This is a genomic window from Acinetobacter sp. YH12129, from assembly GCF_013418685.1.
GTDB classification, from domain to species: Bacteria; Pseudomonadota; Gammaproteobacteria; order Pseudomonadales; family Moraxellaceae; genus Acinetobacter; species Acinetobacter amyesii.
Window position 1 is genome coordinate 1 of sequence record NZ_VPBP01000030.1, and the last position, 24,296, is coordinate 24,296.

The 24,296-nt window shown below is 40.3% G+C and carries 20 protein-coding genes; 9 read left to right on the forward strand and 11 right to left on the reverse strand.

Features of this window, described 5'->3' with window-relative positions; translation table 11 throughout:
• Positions 1-287 precede the first annotated feature (287 nt).
• Complete coding sequence (locus FTU65_RS13165; protein WP_180004511.1) at positions 288-1,343, forward strand: Rieske 2Fe-2S domain-containing protein; 1,056 nt, start codon at positions 288-290, stop codon at positions 1,341-1,343.
• An 85-nt stretch (positions 1,344-1,428) separates the two neighbouring features.
• Here the strand turns inward: FTU65_RS13165 and FTU65_RS13170 are convergent, their stop codons facing one another.
• The gene (locus FTU65_RS13170) at positions 1,429-1,869 is read right to left on the reverse strand and encodes a DUF2147 domain-containing protein (protein WP_168379617.1); all 441 of its coding nucleotides are present in this window, start codon (positions 1,867-1,869) and stop codon (positions 1,429-1,431) included.
• A gap of 524 nt (positions 1,870-2,393) precedes the next feature.
• Between FTU65_RS13170 and FTU65_RS13175 the strand changes: the two genes are divergently transcribed.
• Positions 2,394-3,230, forward strand: a complete 837-nt coding sequence (locus tag FTU65_RS13175) for an SDR family oxidoreductase (RefSeq protein WP_180004509.1) — start codon at positions 2,394-2,396, stop codon at positions 3,228-3,230.
• Between the two features lie 180 nt (positions 3,231-3,410).
• On the opposite strand, the gene benE is transcribed toward FTU65_RS13175, so the two are convergent.
• The 6 genes from benE to catA form a co-directional block, all read right to left on the reverse strand.
• Positions 3,411-4,634 carry a benzoate/H(+) symporter BenE gene (gene benE / locus FTU65_RS13180; RefSeq protein WP_180004507.1) on the reverse strand — a complete coding sequence of 408 codons (1,224 nt, stop codon included), beginning with the start codon at positions 4,632-4,634 and terminating at the stop codon, positions 3,411-3,413.
• 64 nt (positions 4,635-4,698) lie between these two features.
• Positions 4,699-5,484, reverse strand: coding sequence for a benzoate diol dehydrogenase BenD (gene benD / locus FTU65_RS13185; RefSeq protein ID WP_180004505.1), 786 nt, complete (start codon positions 5,482-5,484; stop codon positions 4,699-4,701).
• Between the two features lie 14 nt (positions 5,485-5,498).
• Positions 5,499-6,515 carry a benzoate 1,2-dioxygenase electron transfer component BenC gene (gene benC, locus FTU65_RS13190; protein WP_078190731.1) on the reverse strand — a complete coding sequence of 339 codons (1,017 nt, stop codon included), beginning with the start codon at positions 6,513-6,515 and terminating at the stop codon, positions 5,499-5,501.
• Between the two features lie 94 nt (positions 6,516-6,609).
• The gene (gene benB / locus FTU65_RS13195; protein ID WP_180004503.1) at positions 6,610-7,119 is read right to left on the reverse strand and encodes a benzoate 1,2-dioxygenase small subunit; all 510 of its coding nucleotides are present in this window, start codon (positions 7,117-7,119) and stop codon (positions 6,610-6,612) included.
• A complete protein-coding gene (benA, locus tag FTU65_RS13200) occupies positions 7,116-8,513 on the reverse strand; it encodes a benzoate 1,2-dioxygenase large subunit (RefSeq protein WP_180004501.1) in 1,398 nt (465 codons plus the stop codon). Before benA ends, benB begins: the two co-directional genes overlap by 4 nt.
• 85 nt (positions 8,514-8,598) lie before the next feature.
• On the reverse strand, positions 8,599-9,519 hold the full coding sequence (gene catA, locus FTU65_RS13205; RefSeq protein WP_180065904.1) for a catechol 1,2-dioxygenase: 921 nt from the start codon (positions 9,517-9,519) through the stop codon (positions 8,599-8,601).
• 280 nt (positions 9,520-9,799) lie between these two features.
• Between catA and FTU65_RS13210 the strand changes: the two genes are divergently transcribed.
• The 4 genes from FTU65_RS13210 (at position 9,800) to FTU65_RS13225 (ending at position 16,219) form a co-directional block, all read left to right on the forward strand.
• A complete protein-coding gene (locus FTU65_RS13210; RefSeq protein WP_180004497.1) occupies positions 9,800-10,714 on the forward strand; it encodes a LysR family transcriptional regulator in 915 nt (304 codons plus the stop codon).
• A gap of 191 nt (positions 10,715-10,905) precedes the next feature.
• Positions 10,906-12,279 (forward strand): MFS transporter, encoded by a 1,374-nt coding sequence (locus FTU65_RS13215; protein WP_180004495.1) that lies wholly within the window; start codon positions 10,906-10,908, stop codon positions 12,277-12,279.
• Positions 12,280-12,406: 127 nt separating this feature from the next.
• Positions 12,407-13,720 (forward strand): DcaP family trimeric outer membrane transporter, encoded by a 1,314-nt coding sequence (locus FTU65_RS13220; protein ID WP_180050832.1) that lies wholly within the window; start codon positions 12,407-12,409, stop codon positions 13,718-13,720.
• Positions 13,721-14,161: 441 nt separating this feature from the next.
• A complete protein-coding gene (locus tag FTU65_RS13225) occupies positions 14,162-16,219 on the forward strand; it encodes a TonB-dependent receptor domain-containing protein (protein WP_257222998.1) in 2,058 nt (685 codons plus the stop codon).
• 107 nt (positions 16,220-16,326) lie between these two features.
• Here the strand turns inward: FTU65_RS13225 and FTU65_RS13230 are convergent, their stop codons facing one another.
• On the reverse strand, positions 16,327-17,763 hold the full coding sequence (locus tag FTU65_RS13230) for an amidase (RefSeq protein WP_168379606.1): 1,437 nt from the start codon (positions 17,761-17,763) through the stop codon (positions 16,327-16,329).
• A 120-nt stretch (positions 17,764-17,883) separates the two neighbouring features.
• Positions 17,884-19,308 carry a PLP-dependent aminotransferase family protein gene (locus FTU65_RS13235; protein WP_180065912.1) on the reverse strand — a complete coding sequence of 475 codons (1,425 nt, stop codon included), beginning with the start codon at positions 19,306-19,308 and terminating at the stop codon, positions 17,884-17,886.
• A 197-nt stretch (positions 19,309-19,505) separates the two neighbouring features.
• On the opposite strand from FTU65_RS13235, the gene FTU65_RS13240 reads away from it, so the two are divergent.
• Entirely contained in the window at positions 19,506-20,321 is an 816-nt protein-coding gene (locus tag FTU65_RS13240) for a hypothetical protein (protein WP_180065906.1), read from the forward strand.
• A gap of 215 nt (positions 20,322-20,536) precedes the next feature.
• On the opposite strand, the gene FTU65_RS13245 is transcribed toward FTU65_RS13240, so the two are convergent.
• A complete protein-coding gene (locus tag FTU65_RS13245) occupies positions 20,537-20,695 on the reverse strand; it encodes a hypothetical protein (RefSeq protein ID WP_168379604.1) in 159 nt (52 codons plus the stop codon).
• Between the two features lie 238 nt (positions 20,696-20,933).
• On the opposite strand from FTU65_RS13245, the gene FTU65_RS13250 reads away from it, so the two are divergent.
• On the forward strand, positions 20,934-21,551 hold the full coding sequence (locus FTU65_RS13250) for a hypothetical protein (RefSeq protein ID WP_180065908.1): 618 nt from the start codon (positions 20,934-20,936) through the stop codon (positions 21,549-21,551).
• A gap of 179 nt (positions 21,552-21,730) precedes the next feature.
• Here FTU65_RS13250 and FTU65_RS13255 read toward each other — a convergent pair whose 3' ends face one another.
• Positions 21,731-22,612 (reverse strand): LysR family transcriptional regulator, encoded by an 882-nt coding sequence (locus FTU65_RS13255; protein WP_218949725.1) that lies wholly within the window; start codon positions 22,610-22,612, stop codon positions 21,731-21,733.
• Between the two features lie 163 nt (positions 22,613-22,775).
• Here FTU65_RS13255 and FTU65_RS13260 point away from each other — a divergent pair, with 163 nt between their 5' ends.
• On the forward strand, positions 22,776-24,293 hold the full coding sequence (locus FTU65_RS13260; protein ID WP_180054704.1) for a CoA-acylating methylmalonate-semialdehyde dehydrogenase: 1,518 nt from the start codon (positions 22,776-22,778) through the stop codon (positions 24,291-24,293).
• Positions 24,294-24,296 lie beyond the last annotated feature (3 nt).

Consider the following 24,296-nt stretch of genomic DNA (forward strand, 5'->3'; position numbering starts at 1 on the left):
GAGATTCATGCACGTGTAGCAGTTTTGAACAAATTCACAGAATTAGGTCGCCCTCATACCCAAGTTGTCACTTAAATTTGAGTTACTTAGGGAAACTCTATCTTTAAAGCCTTTATGCAACAAAGCCGGTTCAATGCTTAATGTTCTAAAAAACAGAACAATCTATGCAAATCATTCTAATAGACAGAAATGTGTTTAGAATTTAATTTCGACTTAGAAAATAAGGATTTAGCAAAATTTAAATAGCGCTAAATGCGAAAGAAATATTGCAATTGTCGAGATGAACTATGAATGCCATTCCAGTACTCAATTTATTTACCCAACCTCAGTGCAGTACATTTGATGCTAACGACTGGAATATTTTGGCGCAGCATTGGTATCCCGTTGCATGTGTAGAAGATGTTTCGATTGAACCGCAACAAGTGCAATTACTCGATGTAAAAATGGCGTTGTATCAAACTGAAAGTGGAAAAATTCATTTGGTTCGTGATATCTGTCCACATCGTGGGGTGCCATTAACCAAAGGCTGGGTCAAGGGTGAAGATATTATTTGTCCATATCATGGTCTACATTATAACGGTGCAGGAAAGTGTGTAAAAATTCCTGCACAGCCTGAGCTGACACAAATTTCAGAGCGTTTTTCATTAACTAAATTTCCAGTCGTATTGAAATATGGATTGGTGTGGACCAGTTTATTTAACCGCGATGAATCTACGGCCAATTTTCCAGATTTAGACACGTGGGATACAGAGCAGCACCAATCTATATTGCCACCTTATGTAGATATTGATGGTTCAAGTGGGCGTCAGCTCGAAGGTTTTATTGATGTTGCACATTTCGCATGGGTGCATCATGAGAGCTTTGCAGATCGTGAAAACCCTAAAGTGCAAAAATATTCGACAGTACGTACGGACTATGGACTACATACAGAATATCTCAGTGATGTGAGTAATTATCCGCATGGCTTACAACATTTAGCGCCAGAAGACTTTTTATGGAAAAGAACGTTTGATGTCTATCCGCCATTTTCTGCAATTTTAACCATCGATTTTCCTGAAAATGGGGTATTGAAAATATTAAATGCCTGTTGTCCTGTATCGCATAATAAAACCCGTTTATTTGTGCCTTTAACTCGAAATTTTGATACCACAGGCGATTTACAAGCGGTCTATGATTTTAATGCACAAATTTTTGCTGAAGATCAGGACATGGTGGAAAGTCAAAAACCTGAGGAATTGCCACTGGATATCAGTATGGAGGCGCATTTCGAAGCAGATCGCTCATCGACAACCTATCGTCGAATATTAGCCGAATGGGGGCTAAGCAAACGTTATACCGTTTAATTTTTATTTTCGAATAATTTCATTCTTGGTTTTCATACAAAAAAAGCGACTCAATCGAGCCGCTTTTGACTTTGTACATAAAGGATTAGTTTACACGTATCCATGTTTGGCTGCGTCCAAGCGCAGATACACCAATATAGCCACGACCATTCAAGGTCTTGCCGTCATTCGACATTTTGGCATTGAAACTATAGGTTTTACCATTTTTCGGGTCAGTAATTTTACCGCCGTCATAGGTATTTTTACCGGTATTTTTCAAACCATTCACGATTTGCACACCGAGTAGTGGTTTATTGTGGAATTTACCTACACATTTTTGGCAGTTTTCTGCTTCACCCGGGGTGAGTACATCCACGATTTTTGCAGATAAAACGCCCTTTGATGTTTCATTAAATTGAACTACAGATAAAGGTTTTTTGGTTTGGTCATCGATGGTTTTCCATTTAGTACCATGCAATGGATCAGCAGCCAAAGCTAAGCTAGACACCAGTGACAAACCGATTAGGCTAAGAGTTGTTTTTATCATTTTAGAACCTCTATTGAACATAGTAAGAGATGTGCATCCCTGATCTTCCAAAGGGTGGATACACAAGACTTGGAAAATTACAAAGCATCAGCCTTGTTGTCTTCAAGGGCTATATTCACAAAAAAATAAGTATATATTGTGGATTTTATATACTGATTTTGAATATGTAGAATCTGGATCGTGTAGAAAAATAGAATAAATGTTGAGCTTTGTTTATAACATTTGGGATTTGTATCACTTTTATAAATATCAAACGCTGTTTGAGCTGAAAAATTTAGAGCTACAATCCCAAAAAAAGCCGGAGCTAAAAGGCTCATTTAAGTTTTCAATTTTTGCTCTAATCATGTTGAATTACATTAATTTGATTTGAAGCAATAACGCTAAAGAGCTATGTATAGCATTCATATTTTACAATTAAATAAAATCATTTCATTCATAGATCAGTTCTCGTTAAGCTTGTGTTATGAATAATATGAAAATGCAGCTTGTTCACTGAACGAGATTAAGTGTGTATAGGAATAACGATGAAAAATTTTAACAACAAAGTCGCAGCCATTACTGGAGCAGGTTCAGGTATTGGACAGCAATTAGCCATTCAACTGGCTCAATCAGGTGCGCATCTAGCATTAAGTGATCGCAACCTCGACGGCCTTGCACAAACGGCTGAAATGATTAAGCACACCGGTGTGAAAATAACTCAGACCCAGTTAGATGTATCTGATCGTGCCGCTGTCGAGCAATGGGCGGCTGCAACCCAAGCTGAATTTGGCCAGATCAATTTGATCTTTAATAATGCAGGTGTCGCGTTAGCCAGTACTGTAGAAGGTATGCATTATGATGAAATTGAGTGGATTATGAATATTAATTTCTGGGGCGTGGTATATGGGACAAAAGCATTTTTACCGTATTTAAAACAAAGTGGCGATGGACATATAGTTAATATTTCCAGCTTATTTGGTTTGACGGCTCAACCGACTCAAAGTGCCTATAATGCAACGAAGTTTGCGGTACGAGGTTTTACTGAATCTTTACGCCAAGAATTAGACTTGGAAAATGCTGGAGTCAGCGCAACTTGCGTGCATCCGGGTGGGATTCGAACCAATATTGCAAATAGCGCGCGTATGAGTGACAGTATTCGTGCGTTAGGGATGAACCCAGATAGGGCAACCAAAGCATTTAATAAAGTGCTAAAAACACCGCCTGAAGTCGCAGCAAAAGTCATTTTAGATGCGGTAAAGCAGAATAAACGTCGAGTTTTAATTGGTAATGATGCCAAAATTATTGATTTAATTCAGCGAATTGCACCTACACGTTATGCCCAAGCCATAGATCTACTTAGTGGTAAGAAAAAACGTAAATAATTCAAAGATAAGTAAAAAAGGGATGATGCAACATGATCCCTTTTTTATCCTATAGAGCTCTTAATTTCGAATATTGAATTTTTAAGTTTAAATGACAAGAAAATCAAAAAATTGAGTTTTCGATTAAACAAAGAAGATGTAATTTTCCCATCTTCTTTGTAGTAGTAATGCTTTTGAATATTATGAACTTTTAGAATCTTGAGCCGTTGTCATCGGCGCTTGTGTGGCTACTCGTTTGGTCAAAATGACATGTGCAGCGACACCGATACAAATCCCCCAAAATACTGAGCTTAGCCCTAAAAAATGCATACCTGAGGCTGTCGCTAAAAAAGTGATTAGCGCCGCATCACGGTTGGCCTCATTTTTCATTGCAACGGACATGTTTGTTCCAATCGCACCTAATAACGCTAGACCTGCAAGTGCAGCGACCAACTCTTTAGGTAATAGGCTAAATAACATGACAATGCTGCCTGCAAATAAGCCGCCTAAAATATAAAAAATACCATTGGCAATACCGGCTATATAACGTTTTTCTTTTAGTTCATGTGCATCTTTGCCCATACACATGGCTGCGGTGATAGACGCTAAAACAATAGTAATGCCTCCGACACATGCGACAACGAGCGAGGCAATACTGGTCGCTGTAATAATGGGCTTAGCTGGCGTGTCATATCCACTGAGTTTCATGATCGCCATCCCCGGAAGAAATTGACCACTCAGACTGACTAAGATTAAGGGAATCGCCAAATTTAAAGTCGAGTTCCAAGTCCAAATTGGGGCAATAAACTGCGGTATAGCGAGTTGAAAATTCACATCAACAGGATTAATTTTTCCTAATGTAAAACTCAGGATGACACCAGTCAGTAAGACCCAAATCATCGCGTAGCGTGGCGATAGTCTTTTAGAAATCAGAAAGACCAATAACATGCCAAAGACAATGATCGGCATACTATCTGTAGCAGTGAACAGTCCAAGCCCAAACTGAAATAAAATACCTGCCATCATTCCCGCAGCGACATCTTGAGGAATCCATTTTAGGAGTTTGTCAAAATAGCCGGTGATTCCAATCAAAAATATAACGATAGCAGACGTGATATAAGCTGCTATGGCTTCATTCAGTGAAATATTCGGAAATAGGGTGACTAAAAGGGCTGTACCGGGCGCTGACCACGCGGTAATCACCGGGGTTTTATATTTAATAGAGAGATAAATACCCGCCAGCGCAGCACCAATAGAAATCCCCCAAATCCATGAAATCATCATGGCTGGGGAAACTTGAGCTTTTTGTGCGGCTTGGAAAAAAATAATCAGTGGGCCTGAATATGAAATCAGCACGGCTAAAAATCCTGCAACCGTCGCTGAGATCGACCAATCTTCTTTTAATGTTTTTAACAGGGGTGCCATCGCTTTTGCCTCCATGCGACTATGTCAATGAGCCTGTTGAATTAAACCAATGACGGTATAGCGTTTAACCTTGATCTCCACCACCAACAGGGACGACTGTTCCTGTCATATAAGATGAATCATCGGATGCCAAAAATAAGATGGCATTCACTTGTTCCTGAATTGTGCCATAGCGTCCTAAGAATGTACGGTCAATGGTTTGATCGACCACGTCTTGCATCCATTGTTTTTCATGATCTGACAATGGGTTGGCGTTTCTAGGTACTTTTCGTGGTGGCGCTTCTGTACCACCTGTAGCTACGGCATTGACTCGAATACCATCTTTGGCATGTTCAAAAGCGAGTGCAGAGGTTAAGCCATTTACCCCACCTTTTGACGCTGAATATGGCACACGGTTAATACCACGGGTTGCAATAGAAGATACATTTACAATTGTCCCTTGCTGATTTTGAATCATTTCAGGTAACACGGCTCGGCAGCACCACATAGTTGGAAATAATGAACGATTAACTTCCTTAATGATTTCTTCTTCTGAAAACTCTTGGAAGGGCTTCATCCAAATCGCACCGCCAACGTTATTGATTAAGATATCAATTCGACCATATTTTTCAATGGCTTGGGCAGCAACTTCTTGGGCGCCTGCAAATGTTTCAAGATTGGCTTTAACAATAATGGCATCGCCATTGTGGGCTTGAATATCGTTCAGCGTCTCTTCAACAAAATCTGAGAGATCTGCCAATACCACTTGAGCGCCTTCTCGAGCCACTTGTAGTGCTACTCCACGACCGATACCTTGAGCGGCACCGGTAACGATGACAACTTTATTGTTAAATCTGGCTTGTTCTGACATTAAACTATTCTCCCTTAATTCGCTGAGAATTTTTCAAACAAAAAGTTTGCAGGTTTAACGCCTTCGGTATCTAACCAGCCACGTACCGCTTCGACCATCGGTACAGGACCACAGAGGTAAATATCCACATCGCCATTGTTTAACCAATCTTTTTCAACATGACTGGTCACATAGCCTTTACGTTCATGCTGTGACTCAGGGTGAGCGACCACAGTACGGTATTCGAACCACGGGAGTTTGCTTTGTAATTCATCGAGCTTGTCTTTTGCTACGATGTCAAAGTCATTGGTTACGCCAAATACAAGACGAACAGGTTGTTCAGAACCTTTTTCTTCAAGCACTTGTAACATGGACATAAACGGCGCAATACCTGTACCACCTGCAAGCATGACCACAGGGCGGACAACATTACGCAGATAAAAACTACCAAAAGGTCCTTTGAAGGTCATTTTGTCGCCGGCTTTCGCATCGGCACTCAGGAAAGTACTCATTTTGCCTTCAGGGACATTACGAACCACGAAGCCTGTTAAACGATTGCCCGGCTTTGAACTAAACGAATACGAACGAGTTTCTTCAGTCCCCGGAATGCCGACATTGACGTATTGACCTGCCAAGAAGTTAATGTCAGGTTGACCTTCATCCAGTTGAATATCAAAGGTAATCGTAGAATCCGACATATTTTCAACACGAGACAATGTGCCTTGAAACTCATGAATTTCAGTTTTACACACGTCAGATGATGCACTGATTTGGAAAACAGCATCTGAACTTGGACGACATTGACAAGCTAAAATATAACCTTGCTCAGCTTCTTCGGGGGTTAAAGCATCTTCGATATAAGATTCTTCAGGCATGTCGTAAGTACCCGACTCACAAAATGCACGGCATGTCCCGCATGCGCCATCACGGCAATCTAGAGGGATATTGATTTTTTGACGATAGGCTGCGTCGGATAGGGTTTCACCTTGAGCAACACTAATAAAACGAGTAACGCCATCTTCAAATTGAAGTGCAACATTATGGTTTGACATGGCTGAATATCCTTTTGAAAATCTGGTATAACGTGTCCTTTCAGCCAAATATCCTTCTGGCTGAAAGTAAAACCTTGCTTAGTGAAATAAGCTTTTAGAGGTGATAAATATCAATAACTTGGTTGATATAATCGTTTTTCAGAACAACATATTTGCTGAGGATTTTTGGCTGCTCACCTGAAAAATCAATTTCATAACGTGACATGCCAAAGTAGCTATAGTTGGTTTTGTAGCGGAAACTTAAGGTGTTCCAGTTAAAACGCACCGTTACGTTGTCGCCATCACGTTCAATAATCTCGACGTTATTAATGTTATGGCTGGTTCGTGTATCCGGCATCGTGGCAGATGAACGCTCGGTTTTAATGCGGAAGACACGGTCTTCTAAACCTTGACGGTCTGGATAATAAATCAAAGAAATCTCAGACTGTGGATCTTCCGTGAGGCGGTCATCGTCATCCCAAGCCGGCATCCAAAATGATGCAGATGGGGCATAGCACTCTAGCCATTCATCCCACTGTTCATCATCTAAAAAACGCGCTTCGCGGTAGAGGAACTGAGATACAGCTTCAATGCTTACGCTGTCTAAATGTGCAGTTGCATTCATGCGACATCTCCTTGTTCATTTGCGACTTGTTCAGCTAGTTCTTTTTCTTCAGCGATGGCATGTTTCATGGTTTTTAACCAATATTGATGCTGAGCAAGGTAAAGACCTTCATCTTCCGTTTTGATGCCACTTAATAGCGGTTTTAATCCAATTTCATTGGCTGCATCATCCGGTCCATGAATCCAGTGTTTTGAACCACGGCACATGTCGTTCCATTCCAGCTCAATTCCTGCATAACCTGCTTGGCAGGCACGGAATTCTTCTAAATCGTCAGGTGTTGCCATGCCTGAAGCATTAAAGAAGTCTTCATATTGACGAATACGACGTGTACGTGCTTCTGGCTCTTCACCGACAGGGGCGATACAGTAAATGGTGACTTCAGTTTTATTGACAGAAATCGGGCGTAAAACTCGAATTTGTGAACCGAATTGATCCATCAAATAGACGTTTGGATAAAGACATAGGTTACGTGAACGCTCGATCATCCATTTCGACATCGGTGCGCCGAATTTTTCGGTATATTCATCGGCTTTGCTAAAGTTTGGCCGGTCTTCTGGGTTAGCCCATTGTGTCCACAACAACATGTGACCACTGTCAAAACCATAAGAACCACCGCCTTGCTTGCCCCAAGAACCCGCACTCATGGCACGAATATTATCTGCCGCTTGTGCTTCTTTACGGTGCTGAGTGGTCGCTGCATAGTTCCAATGCACGGCTGATACGTGATAGCCATCTGCGCCATTTTCAGCTGTCAGTTTCCAGTTACCTTCATAGGTATAGGTAGATGAACCACGTAAAACTTCCAAACCGTTTTCCGACTGACCTTCGATCATGTCGATAATTTTGGTGGTTTCACCTAAGAATTCTTCAAGGCTTGGCACATCAGGATTTAAGCTACCAAATAAAAAGCCTTTATAACTTTCAAAGCGTGCGACTTTTTTCAAGTCATGTGAACCATCTTGGTTAAAGCAATCTGAATAACCGGCTTCAGCAGGGTCTTTAACTTTGAGTAATTTACCTGAGTTATTAAAGGTCCAACCATGGAATGGACATGTATACGTCGCTTTGTTGCCTTTTTTATAACGACATAACTGTGCGCCACGATGTGAGCAGGCATTGATCATGGCATTCAGTTCACCATTACGGTTACGTGCAATGATGATCGGCTGGCGACCGATATGAGTCGTGTAATAATCATTGTTATTTGGAATTTGGCTTTCATGTGCCAAATACACCCAGTTACTTTCAAAAATGTATTTCATTTCAAGATCAAATAACGCTTGATCGGTAAATACTGAGCGGTGCAGTTTAAATTCACCAGTGTCAAAATTATCGACAAGAAGTTCATCAATACGATCTAGATGGCTGGTGTTAATTACAGGAATACGTGGCATGTCCATTCTCCGACTGTCCAATGAGGGGATAGTCGCCGAGTTGTCAAACTTGGATGAGACAGCTCGGCTTCCTTAGATTGAGTAATTAAGCGCTAGCGCGTCGACGATCAACTTCAGTATTTGGTGCTGCAGCTTGTTCTTTAACTAACTCAACATTAAAGCTAATGTGCTTAAACGGTTGGTTTAGACCACGACGTGCAATTTCAGCTTCGTCTGTGATATCAACAGCAGTTGCCACCAGACCATCACGAGTTGCAAAGGCAAAGTCGTCCCAAAGGTATTTATCACCTTCGATGTTGAATTGAGTAGTTAGCTTGCGGTAACCCGGTGCAGAGATAAAAAAATGAACATGTGATGGACGGTTACCATGACGGCCTAATTTGTCTAAAACAAATTGAGTTGTGCCTTCTGGAGGACAGCCATAACCAACGGGCATCGTAGTTTGTGCAACATATTTACCGTCTTGGTCAGAAAGAATGGTACGGCGAAGGTTGAAGTCAGATTGAGACTTATCAAAGAAAGAATAGTTACCTAGGCTGTTGGCATGCCAAATTTCAACTTTAGCGCCTTCAATGATGTTGCCTTCGGTATCTGTTACTGTACCTTCAATAAACAGAGTTGGAATTTTATCGGTTTCCGTACCATCATCCATACGAGCAAAGCCCACTGATTCAGGTGCGCCAGCCACATATAAAGGGCCTTCAATGGTACGTGGTGTACCACCTGTAATACCTGCTTTCGCATCAGCTTCATCGGCACGTAAATCTAGATAGTGCTCTAAACCTAAACCAGCGGCTAAAAGACCTAATTCGTTCGCTTGACCCGCATCTGTAAAATACTCTAGACCTTTCCATAGTTCAGTTTGAGTAATATCTAGATCTTCAATCGCTTGGAATAAATCACCCAATAAACGTACCACAACTTGTTGTACACGTTGGTCAACAGGCCCTGTTGCTGTATCTACGTTCATTTGTTTAACCAGAACATCAATCTCTTGACGGTTCATACTATATCTCCTTAAGTATGCATTTAAGTATGGGTGGCTATCACTCGATAAAAGAGGTCTTTGGCTGCCACGTTCCTTGTTTGGTTGTCTAACAATACTTTTTAAGTTGTTTCGTGTAGCAGCTGAAGTTTCTTTCAGGTATGGGCTGCACGATGTTTTTGATCTGTTGGATGGGATTAAATTTGCTTAATCCTGTCTATGTGATATACCTTAAAAGAATAAAATCTTCACGTCGAAGATCAAATTTGCATTTTATTATACTTAATAGGTATTTATAGCCATGGAACTAAGACACTTAAGATACTTTGTCGCGGTGGTTGAAGAGCAGAGTTTTACCAAAGCGGCAGAAAAACTATATATAGCTCAACCACCTTTGAGTCGGCAGATTCAAAATTTGGAACATGAGCTTGGAATTCAGTTATTTGAACGCGGTAGCCGACCGCTTAAGACCACAGAAGCAGGCCAATTTTTTTATCATCATGCTTTAAAACTTTTGTCTAATGCAGAAGAAATTAAATCGATGACGAAACGAATCGGTTTGACCGAAAGAACAGTGACAATCGGTTTTGTGAGCTCTTTATTGTTTGGTTTACTCTCGAATATTTTGTACTTATTTAAGCAACAACACCCACATTTAAAAATAGAAATGGAGGAAATGGCCACCACTGAACAAATCAAAGCATTAAAAGAAGGTCGTATAGATGTCGGCTTTGGGCGTTTGCGTATTTCAGACCCTGCGATCAAACGGGTTTTACTTCGTGAAGAACGCTTAGTAGTAGCCTTACACGCTAGTCATCCTTTGGCACAAAAAAAGGAAGGTATATATCTTGCAGATCTGATCGATCAACAATTGATTTTTTATCCAAATCACAATAAACCGAATTTTTCGACCCAAGTGCGTGGCATATTTTCAGAGTATGGTTTGGAACCTAAAAAAGTACGTGAAGTTCGTGAATTACAACTGGCATTGGGCTTTGTTGCGGCGAACGAAGGGGTTTGTATCACCCCAATGAGTGCCCAAAGTGTGCAATTAACACATTTAACCTTTGTTCCTATCTTAGATGAAGCCGCGATTAGCCCTGTATTTATGGCTGTGCGTAATATGGATGAAAGCGAAGATATTCGTGGTTTATTTGATAGTGTTTATCAAGTATATGATTTAGAAGCAATTCCATATGATCGTGCTGTATTTTGAGTATGCTGTCGCTAGATGTTCAGATGAACTGCACCTATGAAATGATCTATTTAAATAAAGAGGAATCAAGGGATTAATTTGTATTCAACTTTTTAGGTATACAAACATGCCTAATCGGTTTTGGACATTAAGCACCGACTTATTCATTGTGAAAGGCGAATTTTACAAGCTTCACAATTAGGAGGTGGGCTATGCAAAACCAGAAAATTAATATTAATACCTTGGTTGATGAAGCCAAATTTACGCCATTTCATTGGGGTGTTTTGATTTGGTGTCTTTTGATTATTATTTTTGACGGTTATGACTTAGTGATCTATGGCGTTGCCTTACCCTTGTTGATGCAAGAATGGTCATTATCTGCGGTACAAGCCGGCTTACTGGCAAGTACGGCTTTATTTGGCATGATGTTTGGTGCCATGTGTTTTGGCACACTGTCCGATAAAATTGGTCGTAAAAAAACCATTATGATCTGTGTCGGTATCTTTAGTGGTTTTACCTTCTGTGGCGCATTTGCAAGTACTCCAGTTGAGTTTGGTATTTTACGCTTTCTTGCGGGTCTAGGTATCGGTGGCGTTATGCCGAACGTTGTGGCGTTAATGACGGAATATGCGCCTAAACGTATACGCAGTACCTTGGTTGCACTAATGTTTAGTGGTTATGCCATTGGTGGTATGGCTTCAGCGTTATTGGGTGCTTGGTTAGTGCCAGTATATGGCTGGAAAATCATGTTTTATATTGCAATTATTCCATGTCTGGCACTGCCTTTAATTTGGAAATTCCTCCCTGAGTCATTGATGTATTTAACCTCAAAGCATCAAACAGATACGACTCGAACGATTGTCTCAAAAATTGCCCCTGAACAAGTCCTCACAACAGATACTCAATTTGTACTCAATGAGGTTTCTGAAGAAGACAAAGCTCCGTTAAAAGCATTATTTCAACAAGGCCGTAGTTTCAGTACGTTTATGTTCTGGATTGCATTTTTCATGTGCTTATTGATGGTTTATGCACTTGGAAGCTGGTTACCAAAATTGATGATTCAAGCTGGCTATTCACTTGGTGCAAGTATGATTTTCCTCTTTGCACTGAATATTGGTGGAATGGTAGGTGCTATTGGTGGTGGTGCTTTGGCAGACCGATTCCATATCAAAAAAGTACTGAGCATCATGTTCATGTGTGGCGCGTTGGCTTTAATCTTACTGGGCTTTAACAGTCCGCAAATGGTTCTGTATACCTTAATTGCTGTAGCAGGCGCAGCTACCATCGGTTCGCAAATCCTACTTTATACCTTTGTCGCACAATACTACCCAACCACGGTACGTTCTACAGGTATGGGCTGGGCATCGGGGATTGGACGAATTGGTGCAATCGTTGGACCTGTGCTTACAGGGGCACTGTTAACCATGAATTTGCCGCATCAAATGAACTTCTTGGTGATAGCCATTCCCGGTGTCATCGCTGCATTAGCAATATTTATGGTGAATTTACAAGCGTCAGTAGAAGCGTCTACTCAAGGTCAATCGCCAAAGCTCAATACGCAAGCTATCAAAAATCCAGCGAATTAAGCCGATATTTAAAGATTTAACATTACCCCAAAATTTTAAGTTTCTAGGCCCTGATGCACAGCATGAGGGCTAGTGGAAAATTGTGAAAAAAAAATAAGGAAAGGGCATTGCCCAAATCGAGGTCAGGATGAAAACTCAAAAGCTAAATTTAGTCAAAAAAACCTTTAAAATTAAACCGATGATACTGGCTTGTGCAGCCGCGTTCCCCATGTGGACACATGCGGCAGTCAGTGAGGCTGAAGTTGAACAGTTGCGTGATGAAGTCAAAGCATTAAAAGCCATGATGCAGCAATATGTTCAGCAGCAAAACACTTTGTCGAGTGAAATCAAAGACGTAAAACAACGACCTGTAGTTGCTGCGCAGAATCAAAAACCGACTCAAACACCAAGCCTGAGTTTAAATACCAAATCGGGCGCTGAATTTAGCTTGTATGGCAATGTACGTGCAGATGCATCTTATCAGGCAGAAGGCGGCAGCTTATCTCGCCTGTATAACCAAATGAATAGTGTTCCGCTAGAAGGGAATGCTGAAAGTTCAGATCGTTTAAAAGCAACACTTGCTGCCACACGTTTAGGACTAGACTTTAAAACGCCGACTCAAGTGGGCGATGTAGGCGGTAAAATTGAAGTCGACTTTTTGGGTGCGAATGATGGACTGCGGATTCGTCATGCCTATTTGACCTATGGTGATTGGTTGGTGGGGCAAACATGGTCTAACTTTGCTGTACCTGATTATATGCCTGAAACCATTGATGCATTGGGCTATGTCGGTGGTGCTGTTAAACGTACACCGCAAGTTCGCTATAGTCACAAATTTAGTCCAGAGACAAATCTTGTACTCGCAGCAGAAGATTCTAAGGATGACAGCTCAAATATGCGTTTGCCTGCATTAACAGCGCGTTTAAACCATAAAATGACAGATACACTGATGTTAAGCGCACGTGCGATGGGTGCTGAAAAGAAAACGGATACGGATATAGAAACCGCATGGGGACTTGGTCTGGGCGCAAAACTAGATTTGACGGATAAAACAGTGCTCAAAGCGGATTATTACCATGTCAAAGGCGACAGTAGTTTTGTGTCATGGACGAACCAAGGTTTTGTGACCAATGCGGATAAAGACATCATCGCCACCAATGAATTTGACTCGATTACAGTAGGTTTAACTCAACAAATTTCAGCACAATGGCGCGGAACATTGGGCTATGGTTATATGAAAGCAGATGGTAATGCAGATTATGTCAACTCATTAGTTGATAAAACCAAGGCCAATAAAAACTTGTGGCAAGCATGGGCAAATGTATTTTACAGCCCTGTTAAGCCGATTAGTTTAGGTCTGGAATATGTCTATGGTGAACGTGAAGCTTTTGGCGCTGCACCAAATGGCAGTACTAAGGGTGAAGATAACCGAATCAATGCGGTCGCGATGTACAACTTCTAATGCCCTTACAGAGAATTGTTTAATTTAAATTGCCTTAGAAATTTCAATATCAATTTAACGAGAGCGTGATTGGAAGTATGTTCAGGTTTTGACATCTGACTTTCCGACAATCTTTCAATGCGTACTCTTAATCAATACACGCCCTTGATCTTTATCGATTGAGGGCTTTTATCTTATTTAGAAACTTTTATTTTTTGACTAAAAAATATAATTATCTGTTTTATTTCATTTAACAAATCATTTGAATATAAAAATACGAAGAAGAATATTAATAAAAATCATGAATTTTGAAATATTTTGATACATACATGATGATAAAACACACTACAATCCTTGCCGTTAAATTCGTTTCACTTAGAAGACGCAATCATGGATGTCCCTCAATTTTCCAAATATAACAACACGTCACTTAAGCTTTTAAGCCTAATGATGCTTACTGCAATGGCACAATATAGTGTTGCAGATAGCAATGTATTACCTGAAATCACCATTAAGGTTGAACAAAGTTCAATGGATGATCAAATAAAAAAAGCACTGACTAAAGTAAATGGTGCAACCAATGCGATCGTTGCAGCAGACATTCAAGATGTACCCAAGCGAACAAATGCTGATTTATTTAAAAATCAACCGGGGATATACGCAGCATCTTCTGGAAATGAAGGGGTGAAACTGTCGATACGTGGCTCCGGGATCAATCGTGCACCGGGGGCGCATGCTTCAGGATTGTATGTGACCTTAGATGATTTGCCATTTACAGGGCCGGGTGGAACACCTTATGAACTGCTTGAGCCGCTGTGGGTAGACCATATAGAGGTTTTACGGGGGGCTAATGGTTTAACACGTGGTGCATTAAGCTTGGGTGGTCTAATTAACTATGATAGCCCAACTGGAAAAAATGCAGCAAAACTGTCAGTGCATCATGAAATGGGTAGCCACGGTTATCAGAAAAGTGAAATCAGCTCAGGACAACAAATCGGTGACTTAGACTATTATGTTTCATTAACGCAAAGTGATGATGATGGTTTTCAAGATCATGCTTCAAGCCAGAGTAAAGGTATATCGGCCAATGTGGGATATCAAATAAATCCAAACCTAGATACACGTTTTTATCTGCGTTACCGAGAGACTGAACACCAAACGCCGGGACGTCTAACCCAACAACAGATTGAACAAAATCCAAAACAAGCAGTAGCCCAAAATATCTCGCTGAATAATAATCGTCCGCAGCCGGGAAGTCTTTGGTTGGCGAATAAAACCAATATGACTTTGGACTCGGGCGATCGTTTACAGTTGGGTCTGGCCTATCATCATTATCCGATGGATTTGCAAGAAGGTTTGTATAGTACCGATGTTGACTATGACGATATCATTACCTTATTTAACTACCAATTTGACCGAACGCTATGGGGGCATGAAAGCCAAAATACTTTAGGTTTTCGTAGTACCACGCATTTGCCAGATGGTCAGGTCGTTGAACGCTTGCGTGTAGCGCAAGGCGCCTATGCTGCGGGTACAGAAACGCGGCATTATACCTACCAAGGTGGTGACTATGTTTTACATTATGCCAATGCCTTGGCACTACACCCACAGTTTTGGCTCGATAGTCGAGTTGCATTGGCGTACACCCATCGTGAAAGTGAAGTGACATGGCCTGTGCAAAGTCATAAAGAAAATATTCGTGAATGGAATGTCCTGCCATCGCTAGGTTTTCGATATCAAATCCAACCTGAAACACAGCTCTTTGCCAATGTCAGTCGAAGCTTAGAAGCACCACATCCTTGGGCTTTAATTTGGGGTTCGGATCAAAAGTTCCCCGATGAAAGTGGCGCAGCGACGGGACGCCAAAATGCTCCGATTCATTTGAATAGTCAGACAGCGAATACTCTTGAACTAGGTGGGCGTGGTCAACATGCACTGGGTGAGTGGAATATTGCATATTACTATTCACAGGTTAAAAATGAACTGTTGGCTGTTGAAATCCAACCAGAGCCTAATCCGATAATTTACGAATCGAATGCTTCAGACACCATCCATCAAGGGATTGAAGTCGGTTTAAACAGTTCACTTTGGCAAAATGATACATATGGACAGGTTCAACTAAAACAAGCCTATACCTTGAATGATTTTCACTATAAAAATGATGCGGTATTTGGAAAAAATGAGCTGGCAGGTATACCAAAACACATCTATCAGGCTGAACTGAAATACGAACATCCTTTAGGCTTTTATGCTGCGGTGAATACACTTTATGCCGCAAAGGTCGCAACCGACTATGCCAATAGTTTCTACGCAAAAGATTGGCAAATTTGGGGAGCATCGTTCGGCTATATGCAACCACAAAAACAGTATTTGGCTTGGTTGGATTTCAGAAATATGGCCAATAAAAAATATGCATCTACCGTGACACCGGGCTATAACGATGCCGGCAAAGATCCTGCTCGTTTAACACCGGGTGAAGGTCGGGCGGTATATGCAGGACTAACGTATCATTTTAATTAAGTATCTTGTATTCAAATACAGTTATCCCTTGCAAAGCCTTATGCTGCGGATTTGAAAATAAAAAAGGGAGCCAATCAGCTCCCTTTTTTAAACCTTTGATTGGGCTGTTAAGCAGTTCGAGGCATATCCTGAATACGTCGCCATGGCTGAGCTTCTTCAATTTCATACGCCAGTTCGATCAAGGTTTTTTCATCACCGACATCGGCTGATATTTGCATACTGATCGGTAGTCCGTCGTTTTGGGTTTCTCCCATAGGAATCGACATACCTGGCGCACCAACAACATTTTGGATGGGGGTAAAAGTCACATAGTTCTGTATACGTTCAAATAACTGGTCAAACGGTAATTGAGGTGATAAATAGCCGATTTTCGGTGTGGTATGTGCAAGTACAGGCGATAGCAAAACGTCATAATGCTTAAAGATTTCACGATATTGTTGCTGCATTTTCTTTAATCGATACAGAAACAGCGGGGTTTTATAAAAGTTCTTTTTATACAACTTCGATAAACCAACGGTTAAGTGATCTAACTCTTTGGGATTAAAGTCAGCGCCAAAGATTTTCTTGCCAAAGGTACTCAGTAAAAAGGATAACATCCCCCAATATTCACTAAAATCTTCAACAAAGCTTAAGGAAAAAGGTAATTGAAGTTCTTCAACATGATGGCCTAATTTTTCTAAGAGTGCTGCACTATGCATTAAGGTTGCAGTTGTTTCGCTATCTATTTGCCCTGTAATCGATTGCGGGACTAAACCGATGCGTAATCGACGTTTAGAAGGCCCATGAATCATGCCTATGCGTGGCAGCTTTTTATTGTAATAACTTGATTCCATTCCTGCATAGAAATGAGCAGTATCTCGTATGCTACGGGTTAGGACACCTTCACTGATGATATTAATCGGAAGAGAGCCTGCTGCTTCACTGTCATAAGTACGGCCACGGCTAGGCTTTAATCCAATCAAACCGCAGCATGCAGCAGGGATACGAATCGAACCACCGCCATCATTGGCATGGGCAATCGGCACTACACCGGCTGCAACGAGAGCTGCGGAACCCCCTGAAGATGCACCGCAGGAATAACTTAAATGCCAAGGGTTATAGGTGGCTGATCCATCTTTATATTCGGTGCTGGCATTTAGACCAAATTCAGGGAGCTTGGATTTTCCTAATACGACAAACCCTTGATCTAAGATTTGTTGGCTAATTTGAGGATTACGATCGGCTGGTTTTGAACCGATGGCCTTTGAACCATGGCGTGAGGGCAATCCTTGATAATCTAGATTATCTTTAAAGAAAAAAGGGACACCCGCAAAAAGACCATGTTCAACATATTGATTTTGCTCTAAAGCACGCTGAAAACAGTCCAGTTCAATGGCATTTAGATGCGGGTTCACTTGTTCCGCACGTGCAATGGCCGCTTGTGTTATTTCTTGCACGGAGGCTTCTTTAGATTTGATGAGCTGTGCAATCCCCACAGCATCCAGATCTGTGAGTACATCCGAACTAAAGGCATGTATGCGTTGACTGTGTTTTTGATCTTCCATGAACTAACCTATTTGTTTTTTGAATTTTGGTAAATATTGAATGAATTCATTGTTATCTCAACAACAAATATATGTATTTGAACTGTATTGCTTTGAGCATAATAATGACAATAAAAATTGTCAAATATTCATCTGATCTGAGGAAAGTGCAGAGATTGTACTAAGGAGGGCATCTAAAGCCTGTTGAATCTCATCCTTCCATGCAAAGGAACAATTTAAACGGATATATTGAGTTTTGGCTTCCGCAACATTAAATAAACGGCCTGGAGCAACGCCAATCTGCTGTTGAATTAGGGCTTCATAGACTGCCATACTTTCAACATTTTCCGGTAGTTTTAACCAAAGAAAATAACCACTTGGATGATATTGTAATTTGCATCCAGTCGGTAGGCGGCTTTCCAAATAACGGTAAAACTGTAATTTATGCTGTTGTAGACTTTTTCTTAAGACCCTTAAATGTTTTTCATAATGATAATTTGAAATAAATTCCACCAAGGCATTTTGCAATAAGGTATTAACGGAAATCGTGCTCATAAGCTGTAAGTGTTGAATCGCTTGAGAATATTTACCCGCATGCACCCAACCGACCCGAAATGCAGCGCCCAACGTTTTAGAAAAAGAAGAGCAATGTAAGACCATATTATTTTGGTCAAAATATTTCATTGAAACGGGCTTCTTAGAGGCATAATGCATTTCCTCATACACATCGTCCTCAATTAAATGCACATGATATTGGTGTAATAACACGGCAATTTTTTGCTTGATTTCATCACTCACTGTGAAGCCCACAGGATTATGCGAATTCAGCATCAGCCAGCAGATCTTGACGGGATAAGTTTTTAAAATATGTTCAAATGCGGTTAAATCAAAACCGTCTTGTGGATGTTCAGGTAAGGTCACCACTTTAAGGCCTAAGCGCTCTGCAGCTTGCAAGGCGCCATAGAAAATATTTTGCTGTAACACAATATAGTCACCCGGTGAAGCTATTGCCTGTAAGGAAAGATTCAGTGCATCCATACAGCCTGAGGTAATCACAATATCCTCTGGATCTGTGGCAATGCCTTGCATGCAATAGCGCTGTGCAATTAACTTACGTAGGGCTAAATTACCAGGTGGAAGATTATCAATGGCATCGTAACTTTTGGAATTTCGGGAAATTTGCCCCATGATTTGGGTTAACTTTTTAGAAAAAACAATGTCTTGAGCTGGAAAAGCTGATCCCAAGGGAATGATTTTTTCATCTTGTATTGATTTTAAATACTTAAATACTAGTGAGTTAATTTCAACCGGTGTGTTTAAGGACACGATTTGAGTTTGTTCAGCCTCTATTTCGACTAAGCCTTGCGCCACATAGTAGCCAGATTTCTCACGTGCATAGATTAAGCCACGCGATTCTAACTCCTGATAAGCATTCATGACCGTGATTAAACTAAAGCCGGATAACTGCACTTGTTCACGCAAAGACGGGAGCTTTTCGTGCGCTTTTAAAGTGCCATTTTCAATCAGTTGACGTAAGTGCTGAGCAAGCTGTTCCGATTTATACATAGTCATTAACAAGACAAGATTCTGTTATAAATATATCAGTAAAATTAGTTGTACATTATATTTTTATAACAGATGGGTCGGTACTGTTATATGTTTTTTCAAATTCACTGTATCTAGTTTTAAGCTTGAATTTTTTATAAGGTGCATTGACCACAACACTTGTGGTGTCAAATGGTATAGAAGTTAGGGAGTTGACTATGTTTAAAGCCAGTGAATTAGAACTGTTACAACATTTACTGGTGGGTGTTCCATTAACAGCTTCAACGCTGCATCTGTTGCAACAACAGCATACTAATTTAGAAGCAGTACTTTTGCGCAGTCGAATTTTGCGTCAAGTACAGCAAGTGGGCTATGTCAGTATTTGTCAGGAGCATATGAATGCCAAGGCTGAAAATGCAGCTTTCTTATTTGCACCATTTATCTTAGCGAATTTGAATCAGAAGGTGATCTACGCTACACCACAAAGCCCTGAAAATGTTGCAATATTAAATCGTTATTACCATGCTGAGGCTAAACTTAGCGCATTTAAAGTTGATGATGTTTTATCGGGACTAAATGTCTACATTGAGCTACATAATGAACAACTATCGCCAGCAGAATACTTCTATTTTAGTTTGATCAATAGCTTATGTAATCCGAAAGTTTCCAAAATCATTTGTATTACACATCTAGATATCGACTTAGAAAAATTAAAACAGCTCGCTGAATTTTTAGATGTTGAAATCCATGTCTTGGCGGATAAAGTTGAACCGATTGATTTTGATCTAAATAAAATCAATATGTTAAAGCTGCTATTTAAAGATAAAGATCAGCAATATATCGATTTATGCCAAAAATTTTCGGTTATTAACGCCAAAATTTTACAACGATTAAGTTTATATGAATTTGACCGTGCGCAAGTCTTGGTAGAAGACATGTTTTATTCAGAGCATATCTTCGAAAAAATGTCGGTCTACGGTGAATACATTCAAACGCATCTTCAGCACCAAGTGAAAAAGCAGAGTCCTGCATAAGCGATTCAGATGAGATATTAAGTTTATAACTGTGATTTGATCACTTTAAAAATGCAAAAAGCTTGTAAATGTAAACTTACAAGCTTTTTTTAAATTCAAATTTAAACCAAATTATTTGGTCTGATGATCAATTCATTATGAACTGATCATGAGCAAACATGAAATGTAAGATATACATGCAATAGCGAGTTGCAATAAGTGAATAATACTGTCGCTTAAGGTAGATAGGAATTATCTGCACCAACGACAAACGCTACACCAATACAGAATAAAAGCACATAGATCGAGAACCAAATAATGGCACGTTTAAACGCCTTATCTGAAATTTCACTGTCTGCATATTTTTGCGGTTTTTTAGGCTCTTGATTGCTCATAAGATGTACTCTAAATCCCTAGTGGTTATAGGTGATTATTGGGGTATATCGCCTGAAAGCATAGATACAACATTCATCTAAATTTCTATAACAGTTATAGTTTGGAGTTGAATGACAGTTGATTTGAGATTATTGACACATGATTCGGGATTGTTAAAGTGTAGAGTAGTCTTGAATAAACCTCTCAATACATTGAAAATTAGATCATAAAATAATTTGGGGTTACAAGCAGAATACAATGGAAATAATTACGCTCATAACAATATTAGGAACTGTCATTTTATTGATTTATCTCAAACTTAGCGCCAAAAACCGTCAATGGCATTTGGATGAAAAAGGCGTGATGAAACATGAACGGATTGAGTACACACCATTCAACAAAATTGATGAAAATGACTTTCAATGGATACCTGATGTTATAAAAAAATATTTTCCTGACGGTCATGCCACCGTGCGGAAATATGGCAGCGGGGCGAAAAACATTCTGATCGTGAACAGCTCAATCTACTATCACCAATACTTAATTCGTGAAGAAGGCACAGGTGATATGATGCTGAATGGGTGGGATGCCATTATGGACAGCGTATTGTATGTAGAGAAGCGCAATGACGATTGTTACTGCATGTATCTATTCAGACCTTGCGAGATTAACTTGCAAAATCATAATTTGTTTTTTAAAGGTAGATTTTTGGAGGGTACGATTGATGACTTGAAGCAAGGTTTTGATACATGGCAGGCCGCGCAAAAGGATTTTGTGAAAATACATCAAGATAAGGTGGATATACTCAAAAACAATATCATCGCTAAACAAAAAAAATATGACACTGAGGTTTATAAGCATCCTGAATTCAATTAACCCGCAAATTAAAGAGAAATAAAATCTTAGCTTGTGTGTCAGAGAATTTCAGAAAATCTTAACTTATATGACAACGCAAGCTAAGATTAAATATCAAGAAAACAAAAAAATTATGATTTAACTGAGAAAATGAATCTCAGATTATTTGTCATTTACCTTTTGGAAGGAAGCTTCATCTCTTAATCCATTAATAAACTATGATATTGGTCAGTTCTTTTTCTCAAAAAGTCCCAAACCAGTTTAATACGCGGCTCATGCTGTAAATCGACTAAGGTCAGCATCCAAAAGGTATGCACAAAACGAACATCTTGCGCCAAGACTTGTTCTAATTCGGGTTTTTCCTCGGCCAAAAACTTGGGCAATATTGCCAATCCTGCACCCGCACTCACAGCAATTTGTTGAGCCAAAATACTACTACTTCTAAAGTTTGCATTGAGCTGAATAGGTAAACGTTCTAAACAATACAGTTCTGGGCTATAGACTAGATCATCTATATAGTTCACAAAAGTGTGTGATTTTAAATCTTCTAATGTATGAATGGGTTGCGTGTTTTTTAAGTATTCTTTACTGCCATAAATCTTTAAACAATAGTCTGCTAGTCGAGTAATGATATAGGGGCCTGATTTCGGTCGATCGATGGAAATAACAATATCTGCTTCACGATGTGAAAGCTTGATCATTTTCGGTACAGGAATAAGGTCGATAGTCAGCAGAGGGTATTTTTTGGACAATTCTGCCAAGAGCTGTGTCAAAAATGCCGTTCCAAACCCTTCGGGTGTGCCAATTCGCACACGACCTTGCATAGGTTGGTTGGGTTTTTCGATTTGTAAAAATGCCTGTTCCATTTGTTCAACGCGAGGAACCAGTGCCAAACCTTCTAAAGTGAGTTCATAACCTGTGGCTTCACGTTTAAATAATGACGTGCCTAAAGCCAGTTCTAGCGCATGTATACGTCGAGAAACCGTACTGTGCTCCACACCAATAATTCGTGCGGTATTGGTTAGGGTTTTCGCACGAGCCAAAACCAAAAAATACTGTAAATGATCCCAATCTACTTTCATTGTTATTGTCATCCCTGTGCATATTTGCACATCAATCGTGCGTGAATCTCTATTGGTAGTCAAAATTTTCTTTGCTAGTTTGAAGTGAATTGGAAAATATAAATATAAGGCTTTTGGATATTTTCTAAGTCAGTACAAAACAATAAGTGCCTATGGAGAGGTCATGAACACAATGTCAAATATTCAGTCAGCGACGGCTAAATTATTAATTAACGGTAAATTTGTAGAGTCAAACACTACAGAGTGGCAAGACATTCTAAATCCAGCAACTCAAGAGGTTTTGGGTCGTGTTCCAATGGCGACTATGGAAGAAGTGGATGCAGCGATTGCTTCAGCGCAAGAGGCTTTTAAAACTTGGCGCTTAACACCCGTTCAAGCACGTATGCGTATTATGCTGAAACTACAAGATCTGATCCGTAGCAATATGAAAGACATTGCCCGTGTACTGACTGCTGAGCAAGGAAAGACGCTAGCAGATGCTGAAGGTGATATTCAACGTGGTTTAGAAGTCGTTGAGCATGCGTGTTCGGTTGGCACACTTCAAATGGGCGAATATATAGAAGGTGTTGCACGTGGTGTGGATACCTATACCTTGCAGCAACCTTTGGGTGTATGTGCAGGAATTACGCCATTTAACTTTCCTGCGATGATTCCACTGTGGATGTTCCCAATGGCCATCGTCTGTGGAAATACCTTTGTTTTAAAGCCATCTGAACAAGATCCATTATCGACCATGATGCTTGTCGAACTTGCGATTGAAGCCGGTATTCCAGCAGGTGTATTAAACGTAGTGCATGGTGGTAAAGACGTTGTTGATCGTTTATGCACACATCAAGCTATTAAGGCCATTTCATTTGTAGGCTCTACAGCCGTTGGTACACATGTATATAACCTTGCAGGACAGCATGGAAAACGTGTGCAGTCGATGATGGGGGCCAAAAACCATGTGGTGGTGATGCCAGATGCCAATAAAGAACAAACCTTAAATGCTCTCGTTGGTGCAGCATTTGGTGCAGCAGGTCAGCGTTGTATGGCTTTGTCTGTTGCTGTCATGGTTGGTGAAAGTAAAGAATGGGTTAATGAACTGGTTGAAAAAGCCAAAACTCTGAAGGTCAATGCAGGCCATGAACCGAATACCGATATTGGCCCAGTCATTTCACCTCGCGCAAAAGCACGTGTATTGGATTTAATTCAAAGCGGTGTAGAACAAGGCGCAGAACTGTTGCTGGATGGTCGTGATGTTCAAGTCATTGGCTATGAGCAAGGAAACTTTGTCGGAGCGACGATTTTTAATCAAGTTTCAACCGATATGCGCATCTATACCGAAGAGATCTTTGGGCCCGTTTTAGCCATTATTCATGTCGATACTTTGGAGCAGGCGATTGAATTGATTAATGCTAATCCATTCGGCAACGGTGTTGGACTGTTTACACAAAGTGGTGCAGTTGCTCGTACATTCCAAAGTGATATCGATATTGGTCAAGTGGGTATCAATATTCCAATTCCTGTACCTGTACCTTTCTTTAGTTTTACAGGATCGCGTGGTTCAAAACTGGGTGACTTAGGTCCATATGGTAAGCAAGCAGTTCAGTTCTATACACAAACTAAAACCATCACCAGTCGTTGGTTCGAAGATACACAAGAAAAAGGTGAAGTGAATACCACCATTAACCTACGTTAATTT

Coding starts and splice junctions, on each gene's coding strand:
- FTU65_RS13220 (WP_180050832.1), top strand. CDS start 12,407: ATGAAAACTCAAAAGCTAAATTTAGTCAAAAAAACCTTTAAAATTAAA.
- FTU65_RS13230 (WP_168379606.1), bottom strand. CDS start 17,763: ATGGAAGATCAAAAACACAGTCAACGCATACATGCCTTTAGTTCGGAT.
- FTU65_RS13165 (WP_180004511.1), top strand. CDS start 288: ATGAATGCCATTCCAGTACTCAATTTATTTACCCAACCTCAGTGCAGT.
- FTU65_RS13240 (WP_180065906.1), top strand. CDS start 19,506: ATGTTTAAAGCCAGTGAATTAGAACTGTTACAACATTTACTGGTGGGT.
- FTU65_RS13225 (WP_257222998.1), top strand. CDS start 14,162: ATGGCACAATATAGTGTTGCAGATAGCAATGTATTACCTGAAATCACC.
- benD (WP_180004505.1), bottom strand. CDS start 5,484: ATGTCAGAACAAGCCAGATTTAACAATAAAGTTGTCATCGTTACCGGT.
- FTU65_RS13175 (WP_180004509.1), top strand. CDS start 2,394: ATGAAAAATTTTAACAACAAAGTCGCAGCCATTACTGGAGCAGGTTCA.
- FTU65_RS13245 (WP_168379604.1), bottom strand. CDS start 20,695: ATGAGCAATCAAGAGCCTAAAAAACCGCAAAAATATGCAGACAGTGAA.
- FTU65_RS13255 (WP_218949725.1), bottom strand. CDS start 22,612: ATGAAAGTAGATTGGGATCATTTACAGTATTTTTTGGTTTTGGCTCGT.
- FTU65_RS13250 (WP_180065908.1), top strand. CDS start 20,934: ATGGAAATAATTACGCTCATAACAATATTAGGAACTGTCATTTTATTG.
- FTU65_RS13215 (WP_180004495.1), top strand. CDS start 10,906: ATGCAAAACCAGAAAATTAATATTAATACCTTGGTTGATGAAGCCAAA.
- FTU65_RS13235 (WP_180065912.1), bottom strand. CDS start 19,308: ATGTATAAATCGGAACAGCTTGCTCAGCACTTACGTCAACTGATTGAA.
- FTU65_RS13210 (WP_180004497.1), top strand. CDS start 9,800: ATGGAACTAAGACACTTAAGATACTTTGTCGCGGTGGTTGAAGAGCAG.
- benB (WP_180004503.1), bottom strand. CDS start 7,119: ATGAATGCAACTGCACATTTAGACAGCGTAAGCATTGAAGCTGTATCT.
- FTU65_RS13260 (WP_180054704.1), top strand. CDS start 22,776: ATGAACACAATGTCAAATATTCAGTCAGCGACGGCTAAATTATTAATT.
- catA (WP_180065904.1), bottom strand. CDS start 9,519: ATGAACCGTCAAGAGATTGATGTTCTGGTTAAACAAATGAACGTAGAT.
- benE (WP_180004507.1), bottom strand. CDS start 4,634: ATGGCACCCCTGTTAAAAACATTAAAAGAAGATTGGTCGATCTCAGCG.
- FTU65_RS13170 (WP_168379617.1), bottom strand. CDS start 1,869: ATGATAAAAACAACTCTTAGCCTAATCGGTTTGTCACTGGTGTCTAGC.
- benA (WP_180004501.1), bottom strand. CDS start 8,513: ATGCCACGTATTCCTGTAATTAACACCAGCCATCTAGATCGTATTGAT.
- benC (WP_078190731.1), bottom strand. CDS start 6,515: ATGTCAAACCATAATGTTGCACTTCAATTTGAAGATGGCGTTACTCGT.